22 protein-coding genes are annotated in these 23,248 nt (G+C 50.8%); 9 read left to right on the forward strand and 13 right to left on the reverse strand.

Annotation, left to right across the window (positions count from 1 at the left end; genetic code table 11):
- Positions 1–139: 139 nt before the first annotated feature.
- Both AC6R0L_RS15640 and AC6R0L_RS15645 read right to left on the reverse strand, forming a co-directional pair.
- Positions 140–2,179 carry a GGDEF domain-containing protein gene (locus tag AC6R0L_RS15640; protein WP_500629700.1) on the reverse strand — a complete coding sequence of 680 codons (2,040 nt, stop codon included), beginning with the start codon at positions 2,177–2,179 and terminating at the stop codon, positions 140–142.
- A 158-nt stretch (positions 2,180–2,337) separates the two neighbouring features.
- Positions 2,338–3,075, reverse strand: a complete 738-nt coding sequence (locus AC6R0L_RS15645) for a VP0952 family biofilm-associated protein (RefSeq protein ID WP_500629701.1) — start codon at positions 3,073–3,075, stop codon at positions 2,338–2,340.
- A 51-nt stretch (positions 3,076–3,126) separates the two neighbouring features.
- On the opposite strand from AC6R0L_RS15645, the gene AC6R0L_RS15650 reads away from it, so the two are divergent.
- Complete coding sequence (locus tag AC6R0L_RS15650; protein ID WP_500629702.1) at positions 3,127–3,429, forward strand: MGMT family protein; 303 nt, start codon at positions 3,127–3,129, stop codon at positions 3,427–3,429.
- Between the two features lie 8 nt (positions 3,430–3,437).
- On the opposite strand, the gene AC6R0L_RS15655 is transcribed toward AC6R0L_RS15650, so the two are convergent.
- On the reverse strand, positions 3,438–3,866 hold the full coding sequence (locus AC6R0L_RS15655; RefSeq protein ID WP_500629703.1) for a YbaY family lipoprotein: 429 nt from the start codon (positions 3,864–3,866) through the stop codon (positions 3,438–3,440).
- Positions 3,867–4,106: 240 nt separating this feature from the next.
- On the opposite strand from AC6R0L_RS15655, the gene tesB reads away from it, so the two are divergent.
- Complete coding sequence (tesB, locus tag AC6R0L_RS15660; protein ID WP_500629704.1) at positions 4,107–4,967, forward strand: acyl-CoA thioesterase II; 861 nt, start codon at positions 4,107–4,109, stop codon at positions 4,965–4,967.
- A gap of 75 nt (positions 4,968–5,042) precedes the next feature.
- On the opposite strand, the gene AC6R0L_RS15665 is transcribed toward tesB, so the two are convergent.
- Positions 5,043–5,507, reverse strand: a complete 465-nt coding sequence (locus AC6R0L_RS15665) for an Lrp/AsnC family transcriptional regulator (protein ID WP_487903569.1) — start codon at positions 5,505–5,507, stop codon at positions 5,043–5,045.
- Between the two features lie 175 nt (positions 5,508–5,682).
- Between AC6R0L_RS15665 and AC6R0L_RS15670 the strand changes: the two genes are divergently transcribed.
- The 4 genes from AC6R0L_RS15670 to AC6R0L_RS15685 all read left to right on the forward strand — a co-directional run bounded on the left by AC6R0L_RS15670 (position 5,683) and on the right by AC6R0L_RS15685 (position 10,315).
- Positions 5,683–6,759 carry a PLP-dependent cysteine synthase family protein gene (locus tag AC6R0L_RS15670; RefSeq protein ID WP_500629705.1) on the forward strand — a complete coding sequence of 359 codons (1,077 nt, stop codon included), beginning with the start codon at positions 5,683–5,685 and terminating at the stop codon, positions 6,757–6,759.
- Positions 6,760–7,199: 440 nt separating this feature from the next.
- Positions 7,200–8,666 (forward strand): methyl-accepting chemotaxis protein, encoded by a 1,467-nt coding sequence (locus AC6R0L_RS15675; RefSeq protein ID WP_500629744.1) that lies wholly within the window; start codon positions 7,200–7,202, stop codon positions 8,664–8,666.
- A 106-nt stretch (positions 8,667–8,772) separates the two neighbouring features.
- Positions 8,773–9,894, forward strand: coding sequence for a hypothetical protein (locus tag AC6R0L_RS15680; protein WP_500629706.1), 1,122 nt, complete (start codon positions 8,773–8,775; stop codon positions 9,892–9,894).
- A gap of 10 nt (positions 9,895–9,904) precedes the next feature.
- A complete protein-coding gene (locus AC6R0L_RS15685; RefSeq protein ID WP_334550902.1) occupies positions 9,905–10,315 on the forward strand; it encodes a phosphate ABC transporter substrate-binding protein in 411 nt (136 codons plus the stop codon).
- 105 nt (positions 10,316–10,420) lie between these two features.
- Here the strand turns inward: AC6R0L_RS15685 and AC6R0L_RS15690 are convergent, their stop codons facing one another.
- Both AC6R0L_RS15690 and AC6R0L_RS15695 read right to left on the reverse strand, forming a co-directional pair.
- Positions 10,421–10,744, reverse strand: a complete 324-nt coding sequence (locus AC6R0L_RS15690) for a DUF1244 domain-containing protein (RefSeq protein ID WP_487903446.1) — start codon at positions 10,742–10,744, stop codon at positions 10,421–10,423.
- A gap of 102 nt (positions 10,745–10,846) precedes the next feature.
- Positions 10,847–11,716, reverse strand: a complete 870-nt coding sequence (locus AC6R0L_RS15695) for a Tim44 domain-containing protein (protein WP_500629707.1) — start codon at positions 11,714–11,716, stop codon at positions 10,847–10,849.
- A gap of 214 nt (positions 11,717–11,930) precedes the next feature.
- On the opposite strand from AC6R0L_RS15695, the gene AC6R0L_RS15700 reads away from it, so the two are divergent.
- From AC6R0L_RS15700 to AC6R0L_RS15710, 3 genes are all read left to right on the forward strand, one after another.
- Complete coding sequence (locus AC6R0L_RS15700; RefSeq protein ID WP_500629745.1) at positions 11,931–12,521, forward strand: TetR/AcrR family transcriptional regulator; 591 nt, start codon at positions 11,931–11,933, stop codon at positions 12,519–12,521.
- Between the two features lie 18 nt (positions 12,522–12,539).
- Positions 12,540–14,411 (forward strand): MFS transporter, encoded by a 1,872-nt coding sequence (locus tag AC6R0L_RS15705; RefSeq protein ID WP_500629708.1) that lies wholly within the window; start codon positions 12,540–12,542, stop codon positions 14,409–14,411.
- A gap of 156 nt (positions 14,412–14,567) precedes the next feature.
- Positions 14,568–15,491, forward strand: a complete 924-nt coding sequence (locus AC6R0L_RS15710; RefSeq protein ID WP_500629709.1) for a YeiH family protein — start codon at positions 14,568–14,570, stop codon at positions 15,489–15,491.
- A 14-nt stretch (positions 15,492–15,505) separates the two neighbouring features.
- Here AC6R0L_RS15710 and AC6R0L_RS15715 read toward each other — a convergent pair whose 3' ends face one another.
- The 7 genes from AC6R0L_RS15715 to AC6R0L_RS15745 form a co-directional block, all read right to left on the reverse strand.
- Positions 15,506–15,700 carry a hypothetical protein gene (locus tag AC6R0L_RS15715; RefSeq protein ID WP_500625873.1) on the reverse strand — a complete coding sequence of 65 codons (195 nt, stop codon included), beginning with the start codon at positions 15,698–15,700 and terminating at the stop codon, positions 15,506–15,508.
- 169 nt (positions 15,701–15,869) lie between these two features.
- Complete coding sequence (menE, locus tag AC6R0L_RS15720; RefSeq protein ID WP_500629710.1) at positions 15,870–17,261, reverse strand: o-succinylbenzoate--CoA ligase; 1,392 nt, start codon at positions 17,259–17,261, stop codon at positions 15,870–15,872.
- Between the two features lie 27 nt (positions 17,262–17,288).
- Positions 17,289–18,275, reverse strand: coding sequence for an o-succinylbenzoate synthase (menC, locus tag AC6R0L_RS15725; RefSeq protein WP_500629711.1), 987 nt, complete (start codon positions 18,273–18,275; stop codon positions 17,289–17,291).
- An 11-nt stretch (positions 18,276–18,286) separates the two neighbouring features.
- Positions 18,287–19,153, reverse strand: a complete 867-nt coding sequence (menB, locus tag AC6R0L_RS15730; protein ID WP_500629712.1) for a 1,4-dihydroxy-2-naphthoyl-CoA synthase — start codon at positions 19,151–19,153, stop codon at positions 18,287–18,289.
- Positions 19,154–19,200: 47 nt separating this feature from the next.
- Positions 19,201–20,034: a 2-succinyl-6-hydroxy-2,4-cyclohexadiene-1-carboxylate synthase gene (menH, locus tag AC6R0L_RS15735; RefSeq protein ID WP_500629713.1), complete on the reverse strand. Its 834-nt coding sequence runs from the start codon at positions 20,032–20,034 to the stop codon at positions 19,201–19,203.
- Complete coding sequence (gene menD / locus AC6R0L_RS15740; protein WP_500629714.1) at positions 20,024–21,760, reverse strand: 2-succinyl-5-enolpyruvyl-6-hydroxy-3-cyclohexene-1-carboxylic-acid synthase; 1,737 nt, start codon at positions 21,758–21,760, stop codon at positions 20,024–20,026. The genes menH and menD overlap by 11 nt, the downstream gene beginning before the upstream one ends.
- Positions 21,761–23,089 (reverse strand): isochorismate synthase, encoded by a 1,329-nt coding sequence (locus AC6R0L_RS15745; RefSeq protein WP_500629715.1) that lies wholly within the window; start codon positions 23,087–23,089, stop codon positions 21,761–21,763.
- Between the last annotated feature and the right edge of the window lie 159 nt (positions 23,090–23,248).

A 23,248-nucleotide genomic window follows, 5' to 3' on the forward strand; every position in this document is an offset into this window, starting at 1 on the left:
CCATTGATTCGTTTTTCTTGCGACTGTGCGCTAAGAAGTGTGGGGATTATCAATCATCGCCTGACTGATTTCAAGCGGTTAACCAGACAAATCAACGAAAAGTGGCTTAACTGCCTAATCATTAGGCAATTGTAGCTACTTAGCCATTGACGGAGCAGTTAACCAAGCTACCTTGCTCTTTTGCGCCTTGGCTGCTGCGCTCTCGCTGCTTGCGTTTGTGGCTGTACATCGCTTGATCCGCCTGATTCAGGGCTTGCTGAAGTGTCAGTGAGCGAGCGCTCGCTTGGCAAACGCCCATAGCCAATGTAATGTTGAGTGACACACTGTTGTCCCATGAGGTATAGGTTAAGGCGGCAACATGTTGAGCGAGAATATCCAGTTGCCCTTCATCCATCGGGCCAATCAAAATAAACTCATCACCACCGATACGATACGCGCTGCCTTGCCAGTAGCGAACGATCTGGTTGGCGATCGCTTTTAACACCTCATCACCTATCTCATGCCCATAGGTATCATTGATGGCTTTGAACCCGTTGACATCAAAATAGACCAAAGTGTCACGCGATTTGAGACCGAGGCGATATTTACGCTGCATGGCACGCCTGTTTCTCAAACGCGTTAAGTTATCCGTATTCGATTGGCTATAGAGGAAATACGCCACGATGACCAAGAACGCCAGCACAAACAGAAGCAATGCTTGGTTCTGCTGGGCTAAGCTTTTCTCGTTATGCAGCGTGGCTTTCCAGTCTGGCTGGTTGTCATAGAGGTGGATGATTTTCTCGACGTTGATCATCGTCAGCGCCTGATTGAACAGCGGCACCAATTGCGCTCCGAGTTCATTGTTTGCAAAGCCCATCGCTACCTCTGAACGGTAGAAAGGCGCTATCGCGGTGTCCTCTTCGAGTGGCAACACCTCTTTGCTCTCACGCAGCAGCGCATGGAAACTGCCGCGCGTCATGGGGATGTAGTCGATTTCGCCATTCAGTAGCGCCGTCACCAACGCTTGGCTATTGTTGTAGACCTTAAAGCGCTTGTTGGGCAGCAAGACATTCAGCAGTGATTCAGATGCCGCCTCTTTTATCACGCCAATACGCTCTGCAATCAATTCAGAAATGTTGCTGTAGACGCCCTTCTTGTACCCTTCCCGTTTGACCAAAATCGCTTCAGGGAAGTAGTAAGAATCACCAAAGAGCAGCTCACCCCTACGCGATTCCAGCACTGCAACCGGAGCAAGTACATCGATGGCCTGATTGACCAAATCTTGGTACATGCTTTCCCAAGTTTCATTGGCTTGACTCTCAAGCTGGCACTTAAGCAGTAAGATGTCACACGCTTGAAACAAAACGTCAGCTGCGATCCCAGACACACTGCCGTCGGCATGATAAGTCGCGTACTGACCAAAATTCTCCAACTTCACTCTCAGTGGGCGATCAAGGTCAAGGCCGCTCTCTTTCGCCACATTTCGTAGTGCATCTCTGCGAATATTAAATTGGTATTGTCGAATCGACTCACGCAACAGTTTTTGTACGCTAGCGCTATGGACGTAATGTTCTATCGCGGCTAGGAGATCCGCGTGTTGGCCTTTGGTTGTCACGATAGAGACCGGTTTAATGGGGATTTGATCATTCAGCAGTTCAGCATCAAAACCGGAAAGCAACATCGGCTTAAGCTGGTTAATGGCGTCAACAACGCCGTCAACTTCACCGGCATTCAGTAGTCGAACCGCTTCGTGATGGCCCGAGTATTCGATGAGGGTAATCGCAGGAAAGTGGCGCTCAATCAGCTCGCCATAAATCGTGCCGTTGGGCACGCCCACAACTTGAACGTCCCCTAAGCGGCGGGCTTGGGGGCTAAACAAATAGGTGTATTCAATGTTAGTGGGCGCAGAAAAATCGAAGTATTGGGCACGCTCAGGGGTGTAGGTGACATTGGCCGCGAAATCGCTCTCACCAGACTCGACAGATTGTAAGATGTCGCTAAAACTAGGATAGAGCACATACTCTACTTTGATGGAAAAATGCTGCGATACTGCATCAAACAGCGTCCTCGTGACGACGTCATCGGCTTCCATCGCGACCCGATACTGCTCTTGCGCTGCATGGGCTCCTCCCATCAACGCCAACAGTAGCCACAATCCTTGGCCGAGTTTGACCATCCGTAGCCAAAACCTAAACCACATTGTTCATGTCTCTAGCGAAAAACTAACCCAAGTAACCAGTCCTGGTGAAGACTGCTCACCCCTTTGCATGAGATTGCAATTACGCAAGATTCTCGCACACTCGGTTGCATACGCCAAATAATTGCTAGCCCAAACGCTTTATAGTGAGAGCTATGCAACTAAATCTCCGCTTCTTCCGCACTGCGAAGGATGTAATCGGTCATCCACGCCGTACCTAACAAGGCAAACCACACCACAAATACCGGGTTAGGCACCTCAATATTGGGCGACACCACTAAAGCGGCAAATCCGACGGTCGGTAGCGTCCAACAGAGCAATTTCCCCCAACGCAATGTTTTTAGCTTCGTCAGCGTTTCCATTGAGGCAATCATACCCGTCAGCGAGAGTGCCACCAGCACGCCGTAGGAGAGTTCAGCCATCCACAGGGGCAAAATCAAACTGAGCGCCCACCAGCTATGTTTATTCGATGGTTTCCAGTGATTGGCTGACCACCACACCACCGATATTGAGAGGGTTTGCAGCACAGTGATAAAGGCACTGCCCTCTAATTTTCCACCGGCCTGTGTGACCATAATGCCGACTTGCAGCGCTGCGACAATCAATGCGATGGTTAACACCACCCACATATTGCTGCGTTTTGAGAACACCACCATTAAGAGCGGAAAGAGTATCCATTGGCTTACAGACAACGCAATCGGCTGATAAGGCAACGTCAAGCCGTAAACCGTCATTGCACCGATCAATATCAACCCGACAATACCGCCTTGAGGCAATATCCAAAGCGCGGGAATGAGCATCGCGAGCAGTGGGATGTCTCCTTCACTTATGCTGATGGTGCGGGCGCAAATCACCGCCAGCAGTGTTGCGACAAAGAACTGAAATGTAGACAATACCATCCTCTCTCCTTATCCATTCCATGGAAAAAATCGAACTAGGACAAAAGCATTATGGACCAGTTTCTCGCGCAAATCTTTGCTGTGATTCACCAAATTCCATGTGGAAAGGTCTCTACCTACGGAGAGATTGCAAAAATGGCGGGTTACCCAGGTTACGCAAGACATGTCGGCCGAGCGCTAGGCCAACTGCCTGAGGGATCGTCTCTGCCTTGGTTTCGGGTCATCAATAGTCAAGGTAAGCTCTCACTAAAAGGCGAAGCGTTTGAAAGACAAAAAAACGCCCTCATTGAAGAGGGCATTGAGGTCTTACCAGAAGGCCGAGTAAGACTGGTTCGCTATCGCTGGCAGCCGTAAGACGATGTTTAACGCACACCTTTAAGCAGTAGATTCACCTGCTGCGTTTTCGCTTCATCGGTAATCACGCGGTACGCGGTATCAGAGATAAAACGTAATTTCCCATCCACCTCAATTCTTGCGCTGACGCTATAAGTATGCCGCGCGTCAATTTGGCTCGGATCGTAACTGAGCTCAAACGTAAACGGAACTTGTGCCCCATCCGCCGAAAACTGCTGTTTGGCGATCACTTTTGCTGGCGCATCCGCCAGTGAGACATCTTGCAACGTGACCGTCACCAAGGCTTCGCTCGGCAGTGCGATCCGCTCTCGGTAGGCAAGAGTACCGGAGACTGTTTCCATTTTCGACGCTGTCGCCGATGGTTGCCCCGCTTGGCAACCTGCGAGCGCAAGTATCGCAGTGCATGCTAAAAACCAATGCGTGATATTCTTTTTCATAGTGCCTCTTTAATTTGTTCGCCAAAAACCCAACGTAAGCGGGAGAATCGTCTTGAGTATAAACGATGGCTGTGCACAGTGGTGCTTATTGATGAAAGAGTTGACCGCGACCTAACGCAAATCAGAAAAGTCTGACTACAATTTCATACAGCTGTTTAAATTTATCACTCAACCGATAAAATAGTCGCTATCGTCAACCTGTACCTATGAAACCCGCTCGACAAGGGGAAGGATCTGCCAATGAGTAAACCTCTCAAAGAACTCCTAGAACTACTGAAACTTGAAAAATTAGAAGAAGGATTGTTTCGCGGCCAAAGTGAAAACCTTGGCCTACCGCAAGTCTATGGAGGACAAGTGATTGGTCAGGCGCTTTCTGCCGCTCGCTACACAGTGGATGATGCGCGCACTGTGCACTCATTTCACAGCTACTTTCTCTACCCGGGCGATCCGGAAAAACCGATCATTTACGATGTTGAAAACCTGCGCGATGGCCGAAGCTTCAGCACACGTCGGGTAAAAGCGATTCAAAACGGTCGACCGATTTTCTACCTCACCGCCTCCTATCATGGTGATGCGCCGGGCTTTGAGCATCAAAACACCATGCCGAATATTCCTGGGCCTGAAAACTTTAAATCCGAGTCTGAGCTCGCTGCGCAAATCGAACACATGTTGCCAGAGAGGCTGAAAAAAGCGTTTTGTGGGGAGAAGCCAATTGAGATGCGCCCGGTCACCGTCGTCAATCCGTTAAATCCGCAAAAAGTCGACGCCAAGCAGTATCTTTGGATTCGTGCCAACGGTGAGATGCCCGACAATCAACTGATTCACCAATACTTGCTTGGATACGCTTCTGATTGGGGATTCCTCGTGACCGCGCTTCATCCGCACGGTGTTTCTTTGATGACACCGAAGTTTCAAGTGGCTACCATCGACCACTCAATTTGGTTCCATCGCCCTTTTAAAATGGATGACTGGTTGCTGTATGCCATCGAGAGCCCGACCGCCAGCAATACCCGAGGCTTAGTCCGTGGCGAGATATACAATCGTGAGGGACATCTGGTCGCCACTGCGGTGCAAGAAGGTGTGATGCGATTTACTCAATAACGCCAATGCCGTATTTGGAATCATCCAAGCGCGGCGCTATTTTTCAGGCGCTGCCAGTCATTGCTAATCATAACGCTATCCCTGAATCGGCAACGCCGTGGTGTATTTCAGGGGCTCCATAGCAAAGGTCGACGTAACATTAGAGATACCCGCCACCGAGTTGACCAACTTTTTGTAGAAGCGGTCAAAACACGGCATGTCTTTCACCAGCACTTTCATCATGTAGTCATACTCTCCCGCCATCCGATAGAACTCCATCACCTCAGGGAACTCCGACACGGTCTCGACAAAGTGGCTATACCAGCCATGCGAGTGATCCGATGTTTTCACTAACACAAACGCCGTAAACGACAACTCCAGTTTGTCAGGGTTGAGCAACGCAACGCGACGCTCTATAACGCCACTCTCTTCCAACTTTTTCAGCCGCTTCCAGCACGGTGTCGTCGTTAGATTCACCGCGTCCGCCAGATCGTTCAACGACAGCGTCGCATCTTGTTGCAGCAAGTTGAGGAGGGTTTTATCGATGCGGTCTAGTTGCATGGTGAGGCCTTGGGTTATGGGTTATGGGTTATGGGTTATGGGTTATGGGTTATGGGTTATGGGTTATGGGAGAATTTTTTTCTACCTTGACAGTAAATACAAGGAAAAATAGGTAAGCATTTCTCCTTATTTGAAGTTAGTTTATTTTCATTGCATGAACAATGGAAGCGATACCGTGTGTAAAGATCATGATTGGATAAACAGCGCTGTGCGCAAAATTGAAGCAGACTATCAACGCAGCGCCGACACTCACCTCATCAAACTCGATTTGCCGTGTGTTGACGGCATTGATATCTACTTAAAAGATGAAAGCACGCACCCTACCGGCTCGCTTAAGCACCGATTGGCACGTTCACTGTTTCTGTACGCAATATGCAATGGTTGGGTCGGGCCTGACACTCCGATCATTGAATCCTCTTCCGGCAGTACCGCGGTCTCTGAGGCATACTTTGCGCGGCTACTTGGGTTGCCCTTTATCGCCGTGATGCCCAAATGCACCGCGCGGAAAAAAATTGAGCAAATCGAATTTTACGGTGGCAAAGCGCATCTGGTCGAACGCACCGACCAGATTTACGCAGAATCTCACCGCCTCGCCAAAGAGCTCAACGGCCATTATATGGACCAGTTCACTTATGCCGAGCGCGCGACAGACTGGCGCGGCAACAACAATATTGCCAACTCGATCTTTAGCCAGATGGCACTCGAGACACACCCTATCCCCAGTTGGATAGTCATGAGCCCGGGAACAGGCGGCACTTCCGCCACCATTGGCCGCTTTATTCGCTATCAACAGCACAACACCAAGTTGTGCGTGGTTGACCCAGAACACTCAGTGTTCCATCAATTTTATCGTACTGGCAATACCTCATTGACGCTCGACTGTGGCAGTAAAATAGAAGGGATCGGCCGCCCAAGAGTTGAACCGAGCTTTATTCCCGGCGTTATCGATGAAATGCGCACCATTCCGGACGCCGCCTCGGTCGCGACCATCCATTGGCTTGAGGGGATTCTGGGGCGTAAAGTGGGGCCATCTACAGGCACCAATCTGTTCGGCGCGCTACAAATTGCCAGCGAAATGAAAGCCAAAGGCGAGCAAGGCGCGATTGTCACGCTACTCTGTGACAGTGGCGAGCGCTACCTCGATACCTACTTTTCACCAGAATGGGTTGAGGATCACATTGGTGATTTAGCGCCTTACCTCACGCAACTTAAACAGTTTGCAACCACAGGATCGGGGCTAAACATCCGATAAATTCAAACAACGGGTGATAAAATCGTGCGATTATTAACCCGTTGTATTTATTATAAATAACGAAAATAGCAAGGGACTAAGTCATACAAAAATCAATTTTTAACCTAAGACTTCTGTTTTAAACTCAGCAGAGTCCCAAAAGAGCGACTATCCTTCACAGTAATAGCAAAATAACGTGGTTAGGTTATTGTTTTAGTGTTGATAAGATGTGATGATTATTGATAATAATATTACGTACCTTAAAACTATAACAGTCACCATTAAATTGTTGATACTGAAATAAGGAAATTTCTATGCTGTCGCTCTCCATTCGTGGGAAGGTCCTTGCACTCTGCTTGGTGTCGCTATTCGGCTTTGTGAGCATTCTCTCTATCGGTGGCTCAACCCTCACCAATAACACCGAACAAGTTCGTGATATCAATAAGCTTTATTACCCCGTGATGAACTCGGCCTCCCTGAACTCTGTGCTGCTCTCTCAGCTTGCAGAGCGATTCAATCTCGCCGTAACACTTGGTGATGAAGAGATGCTCGACATCAACCGTGATACGCTCGCGGAAATCGTCGGCAACTTTGAGATGCAAGCCACGTTGCAGCCGGCACTAAAATCACAGACTGCGCAACTTAAATCGACGTTAGAAAGTTATTTCAATGGCACTTATGATGTCGCGCTCGGCATGATTGATGGTGAACTCGATCTGTCCGAGGCGGCCAAAAAAGCCGAAGCAAACAACCAACTTCTTAGCCAACTGACCACCCAAATGTCCGATTTCTCTCAAGCTCGCATTGATGAGTTTGAACAGTCGGTGACGGAGCTACAAAGTGACAACGTGACCGCAAGTCGCAACATGAGCGTTCTTGGCGTTGTGGCGCTGGCTCTGATCATCGTCATGGGCGCATTTGTGACTCGCGGTATTCGCCGCGATCTGGGTGCCTTAGCTGAAAACATGCGCGATATTGCCGAGGGCGATGGCGATCTCACCGTTCGTATTCAACATGACAAACGCGATGAATTGAAACCCGTGGTCGACTCCTTCAACGTATTCGTTGATAAGTTGCAACAAAACGTCACCCACACTATCGAAAATGTGAGTAAGCTGGACAACATTTCCACCACTCTAGTGGAGTCGAGCCATTCGACCTCTAGCCTCTCAGATAAACAATACCAAGCGATCGAAGAAGTCTCTCGTTCATTGGCGCAATTATTTGAAGCTGCAAGGCTGATTGCTTCCAACGCCAGCGATGCATCCGTCTCAGCCAACAGCGCCAGTGAGCAAGCCAGCAACGGTGAAGTGCAAGTTAAGAGCACCATCACTGCCGTTCAAGAACTGACGGAAGACGTGAGAAACGCCTCGACCGTCGTTCAACAGCTCGATGCCAACACCCAAAATGCGGGCTCGATTCTGGATGCGATCAGCGCCATTGCTGAGCAAACCAACTTACTGGCGCTTAACGCCGCCATTGAAGCCGCCCGCGCGGGCGAACAGGGCCGAGGATTTGCCGTGGTGGCCGATGAAGTGCGTACCCTCGCTTCTCGCACTCAAACCTCTACTCAAGAAATTCAATCTGTCTTGCAGCAGTTACAGGAACAGACCAAAACCGCTGCCAACATCATTACCGAAAGCGCCAACAAAGCGGAAGCGTGCGTAGAGAAATCGCTCGTTGCTGAGCAATCCTTGCAACGCATCACCGCTGACGTCTCGGATATTAGCCACAAAAACGAACTGATTGCTTCTTCCACAGAAGAGCAAGAACGCACATCCGCAGAGATTGAAACCATAGTGGCCAACATCCGCAACATGGCTCAAGGCACGGCAGACAGTGTCGGTGAGCTCGATAGCGTCGCGCAAAACATCAACATTATTACCGCTAACTTAACCGAACTGACGAGTCACTTTAAGGTCAAGTAGCGACCTCTTTGTCTCTCACACCGTCTCGTAAGCGCGATGGTGTGGACAAATTCGCCCAAAATTAAATAACTATGATAACCCCCAACATAAAGTAGTGGAGTTCAGGATGAAAAGAACGATTCTAGCAAGCTGTGTGGCACTCGCCGCATTTGGCGCTAACGCTGCCAGTTTAGAAGACCTATCCATCAGTGGATTTGGTTCTGTCGGCATGGGTAAAGCGGATAACGCCGTCGGCTACGCCGGTTACACGGATGAGCACCTTGAGTGGGAACAAGAAACCCTTGGCGGTTTGCAGTTTGATTTCCAGATCAATGATCGAGCCAAGTTTGTCACTCAAATCGTAGCGAACAGCCGTTATGATTACGATCCAAAGTTCGAGATGGCTTACGTCTCTTACGACTTTGACTCATTTACAGCGCGTGCAGGTAAGCTGCGTCTACCGCTATTCTTCTACTCTGACTATGTCGATTTGGGCTACGCCTATCCGATGATTCGTCCATCACAAGAGACGTACGAAAACATCGTCTTGAAAGGCTACACGGGTGCAGAACTGCTCGTGCCGATTGACTTTGAAGACTCAACGCTTCTGCTTCAACCCGTGCTAGGTATCGCAACCGTAGACGAAGATGACTCAAGCATCGGCGAAGTTAAACTGGATAAAATGATGGGTTTGTCAGCCAACTGGAACTTCAATGATCTCACGCTTCGTGGTTCTTACTTTGTGGCAGAAGCTAACCCTGAGTGTGCAAAAGGCGCATCACAAGGAAGCCCAACTAGTAGTTGCTACCTAGCAGATGTGCTAGAAGTACACGAGCAAGATGGTCAGTTCATCTCTATTGGTGCTCAATACGACAATGGTGATTTACTAGTCAACGTTGAAGGAACTGATGTACAGCTCGATGGTAAGTTTTCGGACACACGTTCAGTATCAGGTCTTATCGGCTACCGAATCAACGAATTCACGCCTTATCTAGCAAGTAGCTGGGTAGAAACAACAGATGATAAAGAGAGACCGCTGCTAAGCGGACTATCCGCGTTAAATTACGAGCGTATGTCTTATTCAGTCGGCACTCGTTGGGATTTCTACCAAAGCATGGCGTTAAAATTTGACGTGACATATGTTGACTACAAAGACACGACGGGTGGAGTATCAACCAATGATCCTTCAAGCTCTGACTACGAAGACAGCACACTTGTCTACTCTGCACGTCTAGACTTTGTATTCTAAGGAGGAAGCGATGAAAAAACTGATCACTTTATTAGCGGCTTCTGCCCTTTCATTCAATGCGCTAGCAGGTATGGTCGTGATTGGTAATCCGGCTGGTGTGGACTCACTTTCAGCGGGTGATGTGAAAAAGCTCTTTATGGGCAAGAAAACCAAGCTCGACAATGGCTCAACTGCGCGTATCGTTGAGCTGGCTGATGGCGACGCTGGGCGTATTGCTTTTCATGAAATCGCCACGGGTCGCAGTGAGTCTCAGCTGCAATCGGCTTGGTCACGCTTGGTCTTTACGGGTAAAGCCGAAGCGCCTGTTCAAGTGGCGGATTACGCTGGCGTGATTGCGGAAGTCTCTTCGAATGCCAGCGCGATTGGCTATGTGGATGAGTCTGCGGTTACGGGCGATGTTAAGGTGCTTCTCAAGCTCTAAACCACACCTAAACACAACCTAGACAAAAGCCAGCGAGGTGGAACCTTCGCTGGCTTTTTTGTCTCTGACGTTTGCTACTACTTTGACTCGCTCTGTAGCCGTTTGCTATTTGGTGCGATTCTGACGAGCTTCAAACGCAGCCAACTGCTCTGGGGTAGCCTTAGGTTGATGGTTTTGCTTCCACTCATCGTAAGTCATGCCGTAAACACGCTCGCGCGCGTCATCAATGTCCAATTCTAACCCTTGGTTGTCTGCCTCGGCTTTGTACCATTTGCTAAAGCAGTTGCGGCAAAAGCCCGCCAAGATCATCAGGTCGATATTTTGCACGTCTTTATTGTCGTCTAGATGTGACAGCAAGCGGCGAAACACAGCAGCATCGAGTTTGTCTTGTTCTTCCTGTGAGAGGTGTTGGTACTTAAAATCAGCCACGTTACTCATTCCTTGTTTTCGTTGTTAAGGTCAATCATGGAGAGGTGAAAAAAACGCCCATCGAAATGGGCGTTTTCTTACATCAGTTTATACCTTAGGATATTACCCTTGGATGCCAACAATCAACCATGGCGCATTGTCGACGGTTAAGTCACGCTCTAGGTGCCAGATGTCTTCGATATTCTCTTCAACGCCTTCCACCGCATCACGGTAGCGACCGCTAAACTGTAGGCTCAGTTGCGCTTTTGACGCGTCGTAGTCCGCTCGCACGATTTCCGCATCCACGTACATAACGTCAGTGTGTTGATCGCCCTCTAGCTTCGCACGCTCTGCTTTTAGGTCTTCAAACAAGCTTGGTGACACGTACTCTTCAATGGTATCCAACTGGTTGTGGTTCCACGCTCCTTGCAAAATGCGGTAGTGCTCACGCGCGCCGTTGATGAAGGCCGCTTGGTCAAAACCCGGTGGCGTGTTGTGTGGCACATCAGTCTGTGCACCAAAACCGCCCGCAGAAGAGGCAGACGCTTGTTCAAAGTTGTGAACATTCGGCTGTTCGAACTTGGGTGCGCTGCCGCCAAAAGCAGGTTGCTGACGATGTTGATTCATGCTGCCCTGTTTTGCGCCCAGCATGCCGCGCATAAATTTGAAGATCACAAAGGCGATCAAACCGAGAATGAGAATATCCATAAATTGGATGCCCTCGAACGCGCCACCGAAAAATGCCGCGAGCAGGCCACCAGCCAGCAGACCGCCAAGCAAGCCGCCCATTAAGCCTTTTTTGCTTGAGCTCGGTGCTTTGGTCGCTTGGTCTTTACCCAGCGTATTGGTGTTTTGTTGCTGCTGCTTCGGCGCAGGGGCTGTTTTAAAGCTTTTACCGAAAGATTTACCACCACCGAACTTTTTCGCTTCGGCAACAGGCGTCATGGCGACAGAGACCATGAGTAGAGCAACTAGGGAAAACAAACGTTTCATATTTTTCCTTAGAGTTTCCATTTGAGGATGAAGTTTTCGTTATCATCGCATAATACCCAGTCATCCTTAATAAAGAAACCAGAAGCCGGGTTTATGATGTATCAGAATATTGCAGCTATCCGCAAGGAAACGCCCCAATTTAGTGATTGTTTTGTTGCGGATCGAACAGGTGCTTATTAGAATATTGAACATTGTTCATTTTCATCCCCTTTTTATGGCCAGACGCAACGACCACACTCGCGAAGAGCTGATCGCACTCACCTTAGACACGGTAAAAGAGTTCCTCACGACTCACTCTCATCATGAGTTGAGCCTGCGTAAGCTGGCGAACAAAATCGGCTATGTTCCGAGCACCTTGGTGAATGTGTTTGGCAACTACAATCTGCTGCTCTTACACGCGGTCGCTCAAACACTGGACGAACTCGCGCTTGAGTCAAAAAAGGTCGTTGAACGTTGTAACCACAGCACCAAAGCCTTATATGAGCTTGCCTATTGCTACCACGACTTTGCGGCGCGCCACCCTTACCGTTGGCAGCTCATTTTTGAGCACAACATGAACGGGGAAGCGCTGCCCGAATGGCAAGCACAGCGCATTGACGGTATGACCAGCATGCTGGAACATCTGCTGAAAGCTGTTTCCCCTCATCGCTCAGATCAAGAGGTGGTGAAAGCCAGTCGCGTGTTGTGGGCGGGCGTTCACGGCATTACCTTGCTCAGTGTCGATGATAAGTTTTTTGCTGCTGAGCCGATTGAGGGCAAAGTGCTTATCGAAAATTTACTTTCGAGCTATCTTAAAAGCTGGTAATCAATAAAAGGCCCCTTCATGTCAGAGCCCCAGACCTCGCTTCTTCGACAACAGCGCTTTCTACCCTATTTTATTACTCAGTTTTTTGGCGCGTTTAACGACAACATTTTCAAAAATGTTTTGCTGCTGTTTGTCGCGTTCGCGGGCGCAAACGCGCTCCCCATCTCTAGCAACTTATTTATCAACCTCGCTGCGGGCCTCTTCATCTTGCCTTTCTTTTTATTCTCGGCGTCGGCGGGAGTATTGGCAGACAAATACGAAAAAGCGGGCTTCATTCGTAAGGTCAAATTGGCGGAAATTGCCATTATGTGCCTTGGCGCTGTCGGTTTTATTACCGAAAGCTATGTTATTTTGCTCTTGTTGCTGTTTTTAATGGGTACCCAATCGGCGTTTTTCGGGCCGATTAAATACGCGCTATTACCTTCTCAGCTTAAGCAACATGAACTGGTGAACGGCAACGCCTTAGTCGAAACCGGCACCTTTCTTGCGATTTTGCTTGGCACACTGGGCGCTGGCGTCATTGCCTCCGCAGAGAACGCCAAATACGTTGCGGCGGGCGCCGTCGTGGTGTTTGCGATTGCGGGTTATCTCGCGAGCCGATCAATTCCGGTTGCCCCAGCCAGCGACCCAAACCTGACCTTTCGTTGGCAGCCTATCCAACAGACACGCCGTACACTTGCGATTGCAAAACGCGACAGAACCGTCTTTCAAACTTTAATGGCGATCAGTTGGTTCTGGTTTTTAGGCGCTGCCTACCTGACTCAGTTCCCAAATTTCACCAAACTGCACTTAAGTGGTAATGAAGCCGCGGTCTCCTTCCTGCTCGCGCTGTTTTCAGTCGGCATTGCGGTTGGCTCCATGGCGTGTGACAAGCTATCGAAAAATCGCATCGATATTGGCATCGTGCCACTTGGCAGTGCCGGAATTACCCTGTTTGGTCTGCTAATGGCGCTCGCTGTCCCTGATCAATTGCCTGAATTTTCTACGTTCCACGCGTTTATTAGCCACTCAGCACTGTGGCCAGTGTTTGTTTATCTGCTACTGCTGGGCGCCTCTGGCGGTCTGTTTATCGTGCCTCTGTATGCGTTAATGCAGCAACGCTCAAAGGAGAATGAGCGCGCGCAGGTCGTTGCGGCGCTCAATATTTACAACTCACTCTTTATGGTAGGCAGTGCTGTGATGGGCATTGTGTGCCTGAGCTTACTCAACCTCTCCATAGTGCAGCTGTTTATTCTGCTGTCGGTGTTGAATGCCTTAGTCGCGCTCTATCTCTTCCTGCAAGTGCCGATTTTTGCGGTGCGTTTTTTGGTTTGGGTGCTGACGCACAGCGCCTATCGCGTCAAACACAAAAACTTACACCATCTGCCCGAACAGGGCGGCGCACTGATTGTCTGTAACCACGTCAGTTATATGGATGCGCTGCTACTGAGCGCGGTGTGTCCGCGTTTGATTCGTTTTGTGATGCATGAAGAGTACGCCCATCTTCCTCCGCTAAAACGCTTTTTAAAGCGGGCGGGCGTGATTCCGATTTGCGCGCAAAACCGAGGCTCTATCCGCCGCGCGTTCAGCGAAGTGGAACAATCGCTGGCAGAGGGACACATCGTCTGTATTTTCCCTGAGGGCACACTGACGCCTGATGGCGAAATCGGCCCTTTTATGCGCGGTATGGACATCATTCTTAAACGCAGCCCTGTCCCTGTGATTCCCGTCGCTCTGAAAGGCATGTGGGGCAGCTACTTTAGTCGCGTGAAAGGCAGTGCCTGCAAAGGCTTGCCGAGTCGATTCTGGTCGAGAATTGAAATCGAAGCCGGAGAGCCGGTTACGCCGCAAGAAGCCTCCGCCGAAGGGATGAAGCAACGCGTACTAGAACTGCGCGGCGATTGGCGATAATCACCCCGCACACGACTTGATACAGGCGCTCACTGTGAAGACGAGCGTTAAGAAAAACTTAACGCTTGTTCAAATCATACTAATCTACTTAACAACAAAACTGCTTTAGACTGACGTTATTCACTGAACACGTTTCTGTAGGCACTTAGAGCAACGATGATCCGATCCTCTTCAACTTGGCTTTTCTGGGCAGCACTGGCCCTGTGTTTAACGCCCTGGATTTCGTCACCCACCGCACTGGTGATTGGCTTTTTGATCGCGTCGATGGGCTGGGTACCGGCGTCGATCCCGCTTGCAAAAATCACCAAAAAGCTGCTCGCCTATTCTATTGTTGGCTTGGGTTTTGGTATTCAATTTCAGCAAGCCATCAGCGTCACAGCGGATGGCATCGGCCTGATTATCACCACCATCGTTGGCACCTTGCTCATCGGTAGCTGGCTAGCGAAGAAGCTTAAGCTGGACACGGTCACCGGATATTTAATCTCATCGGGCACCGCGATTTGTGGCGGCAGCGCCATCGCCGCCGTATCACCGGCGATCAATGCGAAAGACGACCAAATTGGCTTGGCACTCGCAACCGTATTTGTGCTTAACTCGGTCGCTTTATTTGTGTTCCCGTTGATTGGACACGCCTTCAATCTCGACCAACACACCTTCGGAACTTGGGCCGCCATCGCCATCCATGACACCTCTTCGGTGGTCGGCGCCGCTTCGTCATACGGTGAGGAAGCGCTTACCACCGCAACCACGCTAAAGTTAGCGCGTGCGTTATGGATAGTGCCTGTGGCTCTGGTGAGTGCGTGGATTTTTCACAGCGATGCAAAAAAGGTCACCATTCCCTATTTCATCCTGTTCTACTGCGCCGCGATCGGAGTGAGTGATGCGCTACCGCAATTTCAGGTGCTCTATGAAGGCCTTTTCGCGCTGGCAAAACGCGCATTAGTGGTCTGTTTGTTTTTGATTGGATGTGGTATTTCGCTAGAAAAATTGAAAGCTGCCGGACCCAAGCCCTTGTTGTTTGGCATCACCTTATGGGTGTTGATTTCAAGCGGTTCACTGACTTGGCTAATGCTCAGTTAACGCGCAAACCGACATTAGAGATCTTCTGGTTCGATCATCACTTTGTTGTCTTGCTGTCTATGACGTGGGCTCAATCGCTGACGCTGACGAAAAACAAACACAATGACCAAAAGGAAAGCCGTGAGCTCGCACAACGAGCGCATCACACCCTCGCTTTGCGTCGCGACAATAATCTGAATCACCACCGCGACGATCAAGATCGCATTCATTGCTTATTCCCTTCACCATTTAAACTTGCGATTATTATGAAAGAGAGGAATAACAAAACGAAATTCAGATTTGGTCTGTGATATTGCCAAAAGACCTAATGGGTGAGGAGAGGCGAGTGGCTAGTTTCTGGTTCCTAGAAGGAGAAAGCCCTACTCTAGGAACTAGCCACTAGGAACTTGAAACTACAAACTTCTTAACCTCATAACGTGAGACTTTGATGCCTGTTTGGGTCAATTCAGGGGGCATCAAATAGTAACCGATGGGCCATTTGAACTTGGCTAATAGTGGTGTTAGGTGGGAATCTAGCTCAGTTTTATCGGGCAGTGTATTGGCATCGATAACTGCGATTGGCCGCTGGCCATATTCTGCGTCGTCAATGGGTACCACAATCGCTTGGCGAATCGCACTGTGGGTACAGAGCGCCGCTTCTATCTCTTCGCAGTGTACATTCTCACCGCCAGAGATAAATAAGTTGTCGGCGCGGCCAAGTATGCACAGCTCATTGTCCTGCCACTGGCCTAAATCTTTGCTATCAAACCCATCACCCTGGCCCGGCACGCGAACCGTCGGGAGCGGGGTCAATTGACCTTGAAAGTAGTACCCTGACGCGAGTGTCTCACCGCCAATCAAAATCCGCCCGTCGTGCACCATCACGCGGCGATGGGGTAACACCACACCGGCGCTCTCTTTGCCATCCACGCGTTTTGCTGTCACGGTCGAGGCCGCTTCCGTCAACCCATACCCCAGCCAGGTATCGATACCGCGATCCGCCGCTTGTTGACTAAGCTCTAGCGGAATATGGCTGCCACCGAGCAACACACGACTCAGCTGTAAAGGCTGTGGGCTATCGAGTAAACGTTTAAGCTGCGTCGCCACCAGCGAGGCGTGAGTCACCTGTTGAATGTCTTGCGCCAACTCACCCGTGCCCACTTTGAGCTGCGCGCCACTGACCAACCAACGATAGACAATCGCCATCCCAGAGACATGATAAAGCGGCAAGCTCAGTAGCCAGCAATCTTCAGGCTGAAAAGAAAAGTGCGCCAATAGACCCGTCGCTGAGGCCAAATGCTGCGCGTGTGTATGGGCGACGGCCTTAGCAGGCCCAGTCGAGCCTGAAGTAAAAATCAGCGTCGCGAGGTTATCTGGGTGGTAACTGTGAGAAAAATTCTCTTGGCGTTGTCGCTGGTTGGCAGAAAAGTCTAAGCGGAGGGTACTGCGAATATCTTGGCGAGAAGACCACAGCTTCACAGCGTTGGATGCGGGATACAACGTAGAAAACTTTTGCGCCCTCTCCTGCTCACTATCGGGCATGCTGATGGCGCAAATGGCCCCTAGCTCCATACACGCCAACAACACAAACAGGAGTTCCGAATTGTTTTTATCGATGCAGGTGAGCACATCACCCTGTCCCACACCTTGCTGAGCGAGAGTCGATGCTGTTTCACTGACCACATCAGACAGCTCTGCCCAGGTATAGTCTCGCTCTGGCGTGCGCAAGGCCAGTTGCAATGGGCGCTGCTGCGCCCATTGTCTAACGGGTGACAACTTGAAGCCTTCCATCACAGTGATCGTATCTCACAGCGGCGATTAACATTGCCAGATGAGACTTTGCGAAGAGAGTGGCGTAACGGGCAGCTCACAGCCCGGCCAAGGGACCTCAAGTTGCGCGGCAAACAATCCGACGGTATCTAAACCTGGAATCGTCTCCGGCAGCAACCAATGGGTAAGGCGCGCCAGTTGAGTCAAGCCAAGGCTCGACTCAATACTTGAACTGATCACCGGTTTTATCCCCAGCGACATCGCTTGCTCAATCAGCGATTTACAGCGTTCAATCGAACCGATTAAGGTCGGTTTGATGATGATCGCTTTGGCGCCATTGAGATCGTGCAGTGAGAAATCCTCGCTGCGCATGGCATGCTGCAGTGTTTCATCCCAGGCAATCGCTATGCCGGTATTGATGGCAAAGGAGAAGCTGTCCCCCGGCGCTTGACACGGCTCTTCAATAAAAGCGATACGTTGACGTAGCGACGGCGCGATTTTCTTAGCAAATTGCGCCGCCTTGTCCGCGCTCCATGCTCGGTTCGCATCAAGACGCAGCGTCAAATCGGGAATCGACTCAAGAAATAGGCTCACCAGTAGGCCGTCTCGGATTGGCTCATACAAGCCAACTTTGATTTTGGCGACTTTCTCCCCGCTCATCCCCGCCAGTTTGGGCAACAACTCATCTGGGTCGCCCGAGCAAAGCGGCGCGGCCTGAAAACAGCCCTCAGCCGGCAAGGCGTTGTCGAGCTCCATCTGCGCCATCGATAGACCAAAGGCCACCGACGGGTGCAGCGCATCCAGCGCCAATTCTTGGCCTAGCTGCCAGTAAGAAAGCTGCTCGACCAATTGCGCGTAAGCCTCATCGAGGCTCTCCACGCTAAAGCCAGGCAACGGCGCGACTTCACCGCGACCAATTTGACCGTCGCAGCAAAGCTCAATCACAAAGCCTTCCCGCACAGTCAAACGTTGCTCGCGCAGGATCACACCACTGTCCATTGGCAGTTTGTAGCGGTACAGTTTGGCTGTTCTCATCACCAACTCCTTTACGGATTGCGTGGGAATTTATTGAAGTCAGGGCGACGCTTCTCATTGAAAGCGTTGCGACCCTCTTGGCCTTCTTCGGTCATGTAGAACATCATGGTTGCGTTGCCTGCCAACTCTTGAAGACCCGCCTGACCATCACAATCCGCATTTAACGCCGCTTTCAGACAGCGCAGCGCCATTGGGCTGTGTTGCAAGGTTTCACGGCACCAGCGCACCGTCTCTTTTTCTAACTCTTCCAGTGGCACAACGGCATTCACCAGCCCCATGTCGAGCGCTTCTTGGGCATCGTAAAAGCGGCACAAGAACCAGATTTCACGCGCTTTCTTTTGCCCAACAATTCTAGCCATGTAAGAGGCGCCCCAACCGCCATCGAAAGAACCCACTTTAGGTCCTGTTTGACCAAATTGGGCGTTGTCTGCGGCAATCGTGAGGTCACACATCATGTGCAATACGTGGCCTCCACCCACCGCCCAACCGGCCACCGAGGCAATCACAGGTTTTGGACAGGTGCGGATCTGGCGCTGAAAGTCCAACACGTTGAGATGGTGAGTGCCAGAATCATCTTGGTAGCCGCCGTAGTCGCCACGAATTTTTTGATCGCCACCTGAACAGAACGCTTTTTCGCCTAGCCCAGTCAGAATGATCACCCCAACACTCTCATCGTAGCGCGCATCCGCGAGCGCATGGATCATCTCTTTGACCGTCAAAGGGCGAAACGCATTGCGCACCTGAGGTCGCGCGATGGTAATTTTGGCAATGCCATCGTCCGATTTGTGGTAGTGGATGTCTTCATATTCGGCGCTGCAATCACGCCAATGAACGGGAGCGTAGAGTTCTTCTTCTGAGATACCGACTGTTTTAGCCATGATGATTCCTGTTTTGTCTTGTAGCCCAATCGAGCGGGGCATAATGTCTAAGAGCGAGCGGCAAGCGCAATACACTGCGCGCGCACCTGCTCTGCAAAGCGTTGGGGCTGTTCAACGTGAACATTGTGCCCCGCATTCTCAACGCAGCAGAGGTGGAGCCTGCTGCGCTGTGCAAGTTGTTTAAATTTCTCATCCTGCTCACCGCAGACATAGGTGATTGGCAGGGTGAGTTGGCGCAGTGCGTCTAAGCAGTCCGGCTGCTTCGCCAAAGACGTTGCTAATAGCATCTTGGCCACCGCGGGGCCTAGATTATCACTGCGCTTGGCGATAAGAGTTTGTCTTTGCGCATCCTTTAGTGAACTAAATACGCGCTGGCGATACCAATCGCTCAATACCTGCTCAATCGGCTCCTCGCTAAAGCGGCGGGCCCATTGCGCATCACTGAGCCATCGCTCGTGGCGCTGTGCTTTGTCTTGCAAGCCAAAATTACCGCCCTCTAGCAGCAAGGCTTGGATGTTCAGCGGCGCAAAATCGCGCTTCACCGTGCCCATCATGGCAAGGCGAGCGCCAAGCGAATAACCCACTACCACTATAGGTCGCTCCAAAGAGATTTGCTCACTCTGCAATCTCGCCAACACACTCTTGGTGATCTGTGCGCAGCAGGTCGAAAATGACTCGGTGTGGATACCGACACTCTCACCGTGCCCCGGAAGATCGAGGCAAAGTCGATCAAACTCGCTCAAATAGCTGAGCGCCTCACGCCAGTCGTCACTCGAACCAAGAAAGCCGTGAAGAAACACCAACAGCGGCGCGTCACCGGCTTGCTGAATACTGTCTTTTTTCTGAACATCATCGGCAGGGAAGAACTGACTAGAGAGCATGGATCTGACTAACACATTGACGAATATGACTCGACGCCTCACCCGCGGGCGTGAAAACTTCAAGAATGAGTGCGCCACTTCCCTGCTTGAGGTGCGTGGCTAAACAGTGCTGATAGTCCGCCAACGTCTTTGGCTGACGATACGCAAGGCCAAACTGAGCCGCGGCGTGTTCAAAATGAAAACCGTGCGGCATTTGATACAGAGCTTGCTTTTCCCTATCTGGAACCGGCAACAAATCAAAAATCGCGCCGCCATCGTTGTTGGTAATCACAATCACCACCGGCGTTGGCTCGTGATGGAACAGGGCAAGTGAATTCAAATCATAAAGTGCGGAGGTATCGCCAAGCAGCACCACCGTCGGCGTTTGACGCTCACGAACAACACCTGCTGCAGTGGCAATCAAGCCATCAATGCCCGATGCACCGCGGTTACTCAGTACCTCTCGCGGCGTCAACGCAGTAAACATATCCGCCAAGCGAACAATCAAACTGTTGCCAATAAAGAGCGATGCCTCATCGGGCAACGATTCTAACGACATGGCCACGGACACTTCGCTGAGCGGGCCATTCACATTGAACTGCTGCACTAGGCGACGTGTTTGCTCACTTGCTTCTATTAAGCGCTCCGCCCATCCGATTTGACGGCTTACCGCTGCGGGCATCATCGCTTGGACATTCTCAATCCAACGGCCAATATCCATCTCGTGATGATGCTGTGGCAGATGGTTCGGGTTATTGCGCGCAGGGTGAGGTGACACATAGTGATACTCAGCGCCAGAGTGGGTAACGCACTCGGCTATCCACTGCACCAAACGTTTAGAGACCAGACGCGAGCCAAACTGTAGGACGCACTCGCAAGATGCAAGCTGAGAGCGAAAACGCGAATTTTGCAGCCATAAATCGTAGTGTGCCCAAGGCGAACTGACGCCTGACTGCGGATCGCAAAACACCGGCCAACCTAATGTGTCGGCTAAGTGTTTGGCTTGTTTGGCTTCCTGTAATTCCACACTCCCCACCACCACCACGCCTTTCTTGCCCGCCAGATTAGGAACATGGCAAGGCTCACTGTGCTGAGCAGCACTTTTTTGCGAATAAGGTGTGGATGATAGCGTCCACTTAGCCAGTTCAGGGCATAAGGTATCGAGACTTTGCGCCAAGACTGGCTCATCCTCAGCGCTGAGATAGAGAGGCTCAGGAAACGGGCAGTTAATGTGCACCGCACCGCCCTCGCGCTGCTGGCTGGCCATCAGGTTATCAACCGATGTCAGCAGCCAAGGATACGCCTCTCGACCCGCAGGGATAGGCAGATTTAAGCTGTTAGTGACATGGGTTGAGAACAATCCTATTTGATTGATCGCTTGGTTCGCGCCGCAATCCACCAGCGACGGGGGACGATCAGCACTGAGCACCACTAAAGGCTCGCCGGTTAACTTGGCCTCAGCAACCGCAGGCACAAGATTGGCCACCGCCGTCCCAGAGGTGACAACAATAGCGACCGGTTGTTGACTGGCTTTGGCCAGCCCTAAAGCGAGAAAGCCTAAACCTCGCTCATCAAAATGGGTGTGCAGGGTAAAATGCGCATTGGCATGGGCTTCTAGGGTCAACGGCGTTGAACGCGAGCCAGGCGCGACACAGACGTGGCGCACGCCAAATCGAGATAATTCTTCCAGTAAAACACGCGACCAAAGACGATTTGTCACCGCTTGTGTATGGGTTTGTGGGGGCATTTACGAAGCCACTCCTAATGATGAGCGTTGACAAAAAGGCGGTGATTGATGGCCAAACAGTGACAGTAGCGTCGACATTTTTTTGTCCAGCTCCTGCCACTCATGCTCAGCCACAGAGCCGGGCACAATCCCTGCCCCGGCAAAGAGCTGCACTGTCTCCCCCAAGACCAACGCGCTACGGATCGCCACGCAAAACTCCGCACGTTGATAGCTAATAAAGCCCATAGAACCTGCGTACCAACCGCGCGCAAACGGCTCGTGTTGGCGTATGAAATCGATCGACGCCTGACGCGGCAAACCGGCGACCGCCGCCGTTGGCTGCAAAGCGCCAAGCAACTGCACACCGTTAATACCAGAGTGTAGCGTGGCGTGAATGGTGCGTTTAAGGTGCTGCACTTTTCTCAGCCGAACCAAACGCGCCTCTTGCTCCACCTCAACATGGGAAGAAAACGGCGCAAGGCTTTGCACTATGTCATCCACCACGTACTGGTTTTCGTTGAGATTCTTGCTGTCATTAGCCAGCCAATTGGCGAGCGCCATATCTTGCGTCGCACTTTGCCCACGCCCAATCGTGCCAGCTAAGGCTTCGGTGTGCAGCTCATTCTCTTGGCGGGCATAGAGCCGCTCTGGCGTTGATCCTACAAAGCTGTGTTTGCTGTCTAGCGCTAACATAAAATGGAAGCTATGGTGATTTTGCTCATGGCTGGATTTAAGCAGTTGCGCGGCGCTGATCGCGCGGTCGAGCGCCACATCGGTGCGCCTTGCGAGCACCACTTTTTTAAACTGATCGTTGTCGATACCGTGCAACACTTTGTCGACCAAATCATGCCACTGCGGCTGCTCTGGGCTATGGGTCATGCTCTGCACGTTAGCACTTAAAGGCTTGAGCTTGGCCACCTCGCAACGCAATTTGGTTAGCGCCATCAAGGTGCGCGATTTATCTGGGTTAAGGTTGACCGCCAAAGACCATTGATCATCAAGACGAATCAACTCCACTTGAGGTAAAAAGAAAAACGACGGCATGCAACGGCGATTTTTTTCATCATCACCATCAAACGCTCTCCCTCCCCACACGCGCTGATCTGCCGATAAAATTGCGTAAGCGGGAGCCGGGTCAACGAAAGTATGCCACTGACCGAGCGCCACCACCTCTTCACGAGTATCGCGGGATTGCCAGTAAAATTTAGGGAAAAGCGGCTGAGCATCCAGCCAATCGATCATTGAACATTCTGGTTTGTCTTCAAGAGCTTGAACCAGACGGGCGGTGCCGTCTTCTGCTTGCTTGACGCGTTCTATCAGTTCAGTGACTGCTTGATGGAAATGGGACAAATCAGCCTCGTATGCAAAGAGATCATTATTCAATTTTATACCGCTACTCTATTTATTGACCCTACTCAAATCAAGGATGCAAGCAATGTTTTGCGAAATCCTGTGATAATACGCGTGCTACAAGCTCACTAAATAGCCGCAATCATTCAGATTTTTATT

This window comes from Vibrio sp. R15-SG3-ISO1A (assembly GCF_059833955.1).

What these genes read in the sequence shown, in the direction of transcription:
- AC6R0L_RS15640 (WP_500629700.1), bottom strand. Translation starts at nt 2,179, where the DNA reads ATGTGGTTTAGGTTTTGGCTACGGATGGTCAAACTCGGCCAAGGATTG.
- AC6R0L_RS15645 (WP_500629701.1), bottom strand. Translation starts at nt 3,075, where the DNA reads ATGGTATTGTCTACATTTCAGTTCTTTGTCGCAACACTGCTGGCGGTG.
- AC6R0L_RS15650 (WP_500629702.1), top strand. Translation starts at nt 3,127, where the DNA reads ATGGACCAGTTTCTCGCGCAAATCTTTGCTGTGATTCACCAAATTCCA.
- AC6R0L_RS15655 (WP_500629703.1), bottom strand. Translation starts at nt 3,866, where the DNA reads ATGAAAAAGAATATCACGCATTGGTTTTTAGCATGCACTGCGATACTT.
- tesB (WP_500629704.1), top strand. Translation starts at nt 4,107, where the DNA reads ATGAGTAAACCTCTCAAAGAACTCCTAGAACTACTGAAACTTGAAAAA.
- AC6R0L_RS15665 (WP_487903569.1), bottom strand. Translation starts at nt 5,507, where the DNA reads ATGCAACTAGACCGCATCGATAAAACCCTCCTCAACTTGCTGCAACAA.
- AC6R0L_RS15675 (WP_500629744.1), top strand. Translation starts at nt 7,200, where the DNA reads ATGAACTCGGCCTCCCTGAACTCTGTGCTGCTCTCTCAGCTTGCAGAG.
- AC6R0L_RS15680 (WP_500629706.1), top strand. Translation starts at nt 8,773, where the DNA reads ATGAAAAGAACGATTCTAGCAAGCTGTGTGGCACTCGCCGCATTTGGC.
- AC6R0L_RS15685 (WP_334550902.1), top strand. Translation starts at nt 9,905, where the DNA reads ATGAAAAAACTGATCACTTTATTAGCGGCTTCTGCCCTTTCATTCAAT.
- AC6R0L_RS15695 (WP_500629707.1), bottom strand. Translation starts at nt 11,716, where the DNA reads ATGAAACGTTTGTTTTCCCTAGTTGCTCTACTCATGGTCTCTGTCGCC.
- AC6R0L_RS15700 (WP_500629745.1), top strand. Translation starts at nt 11,931, where the DNA reads ATGGCCAGACGCAACGACCACACTCGCGAAGAGCTGATCGCACTCACC.
- AC6R0L_RS15705 (WP_500629708.1), top strand. Translation starts at nt 12,540, where the DNA reads ATGTCAGAGCCCCAGACCTCGCTTCTTCGACAACAGCGCTTTCTACCC.
- AC6R0L_RS15710 (WP_500629709.1), top strand. Translation starts at nt 14,568, where the DNA reads ATGATCCGATCCTCTTCAACTTGGCTTTTCTGGGCAGCACTGGCCCTG.
- AC6R0L_RS15715 (WP_500625873.1), bottom strand. Translation starts at nt 15,700, where the DNA reads ATGAATGCGATCTTGATCGTCGCGGTGGTGATTCAGATTATTGTCGCG.
- menE (WP_500629710.1), bottom strand. Translation starts at nt 17,261, where the DNA reads ATGGAAGGCTTCAAGTTGTCACCCGTTAGACAATGGGCGCAGCAGCGC.
- menC (WP_500629711.1), bottom strand. Translation starts at nt 18,275, where the DNA reads ATGAGAACAGCCAAACTGTACCGCTACAAACTGCCAATGGACAGTGGT.
- menB (WP_500629712.1), bottom strand. Translation starts at nt 19,153, where the DNA reads ATGGCTAAAACAGTCGGTATCTCAGAAGAAGAACTCTACGCTCCCGTT.
- menH (WP_500629713.1), bottom strand. Translation starts at nt 20,034, where the DNA reads ATGCTCTCTAGTCAGTTCTTCCCTGCCGATGATGTTCAGAAAAAAGAC.
- menD (WP_500629714.1), bottom strand. Translation starts at nt 21,760, where the DNA reads ATGCCCCCACAAACCCATACACAAGCGGTGACAAATCGTCTTTGGTCG.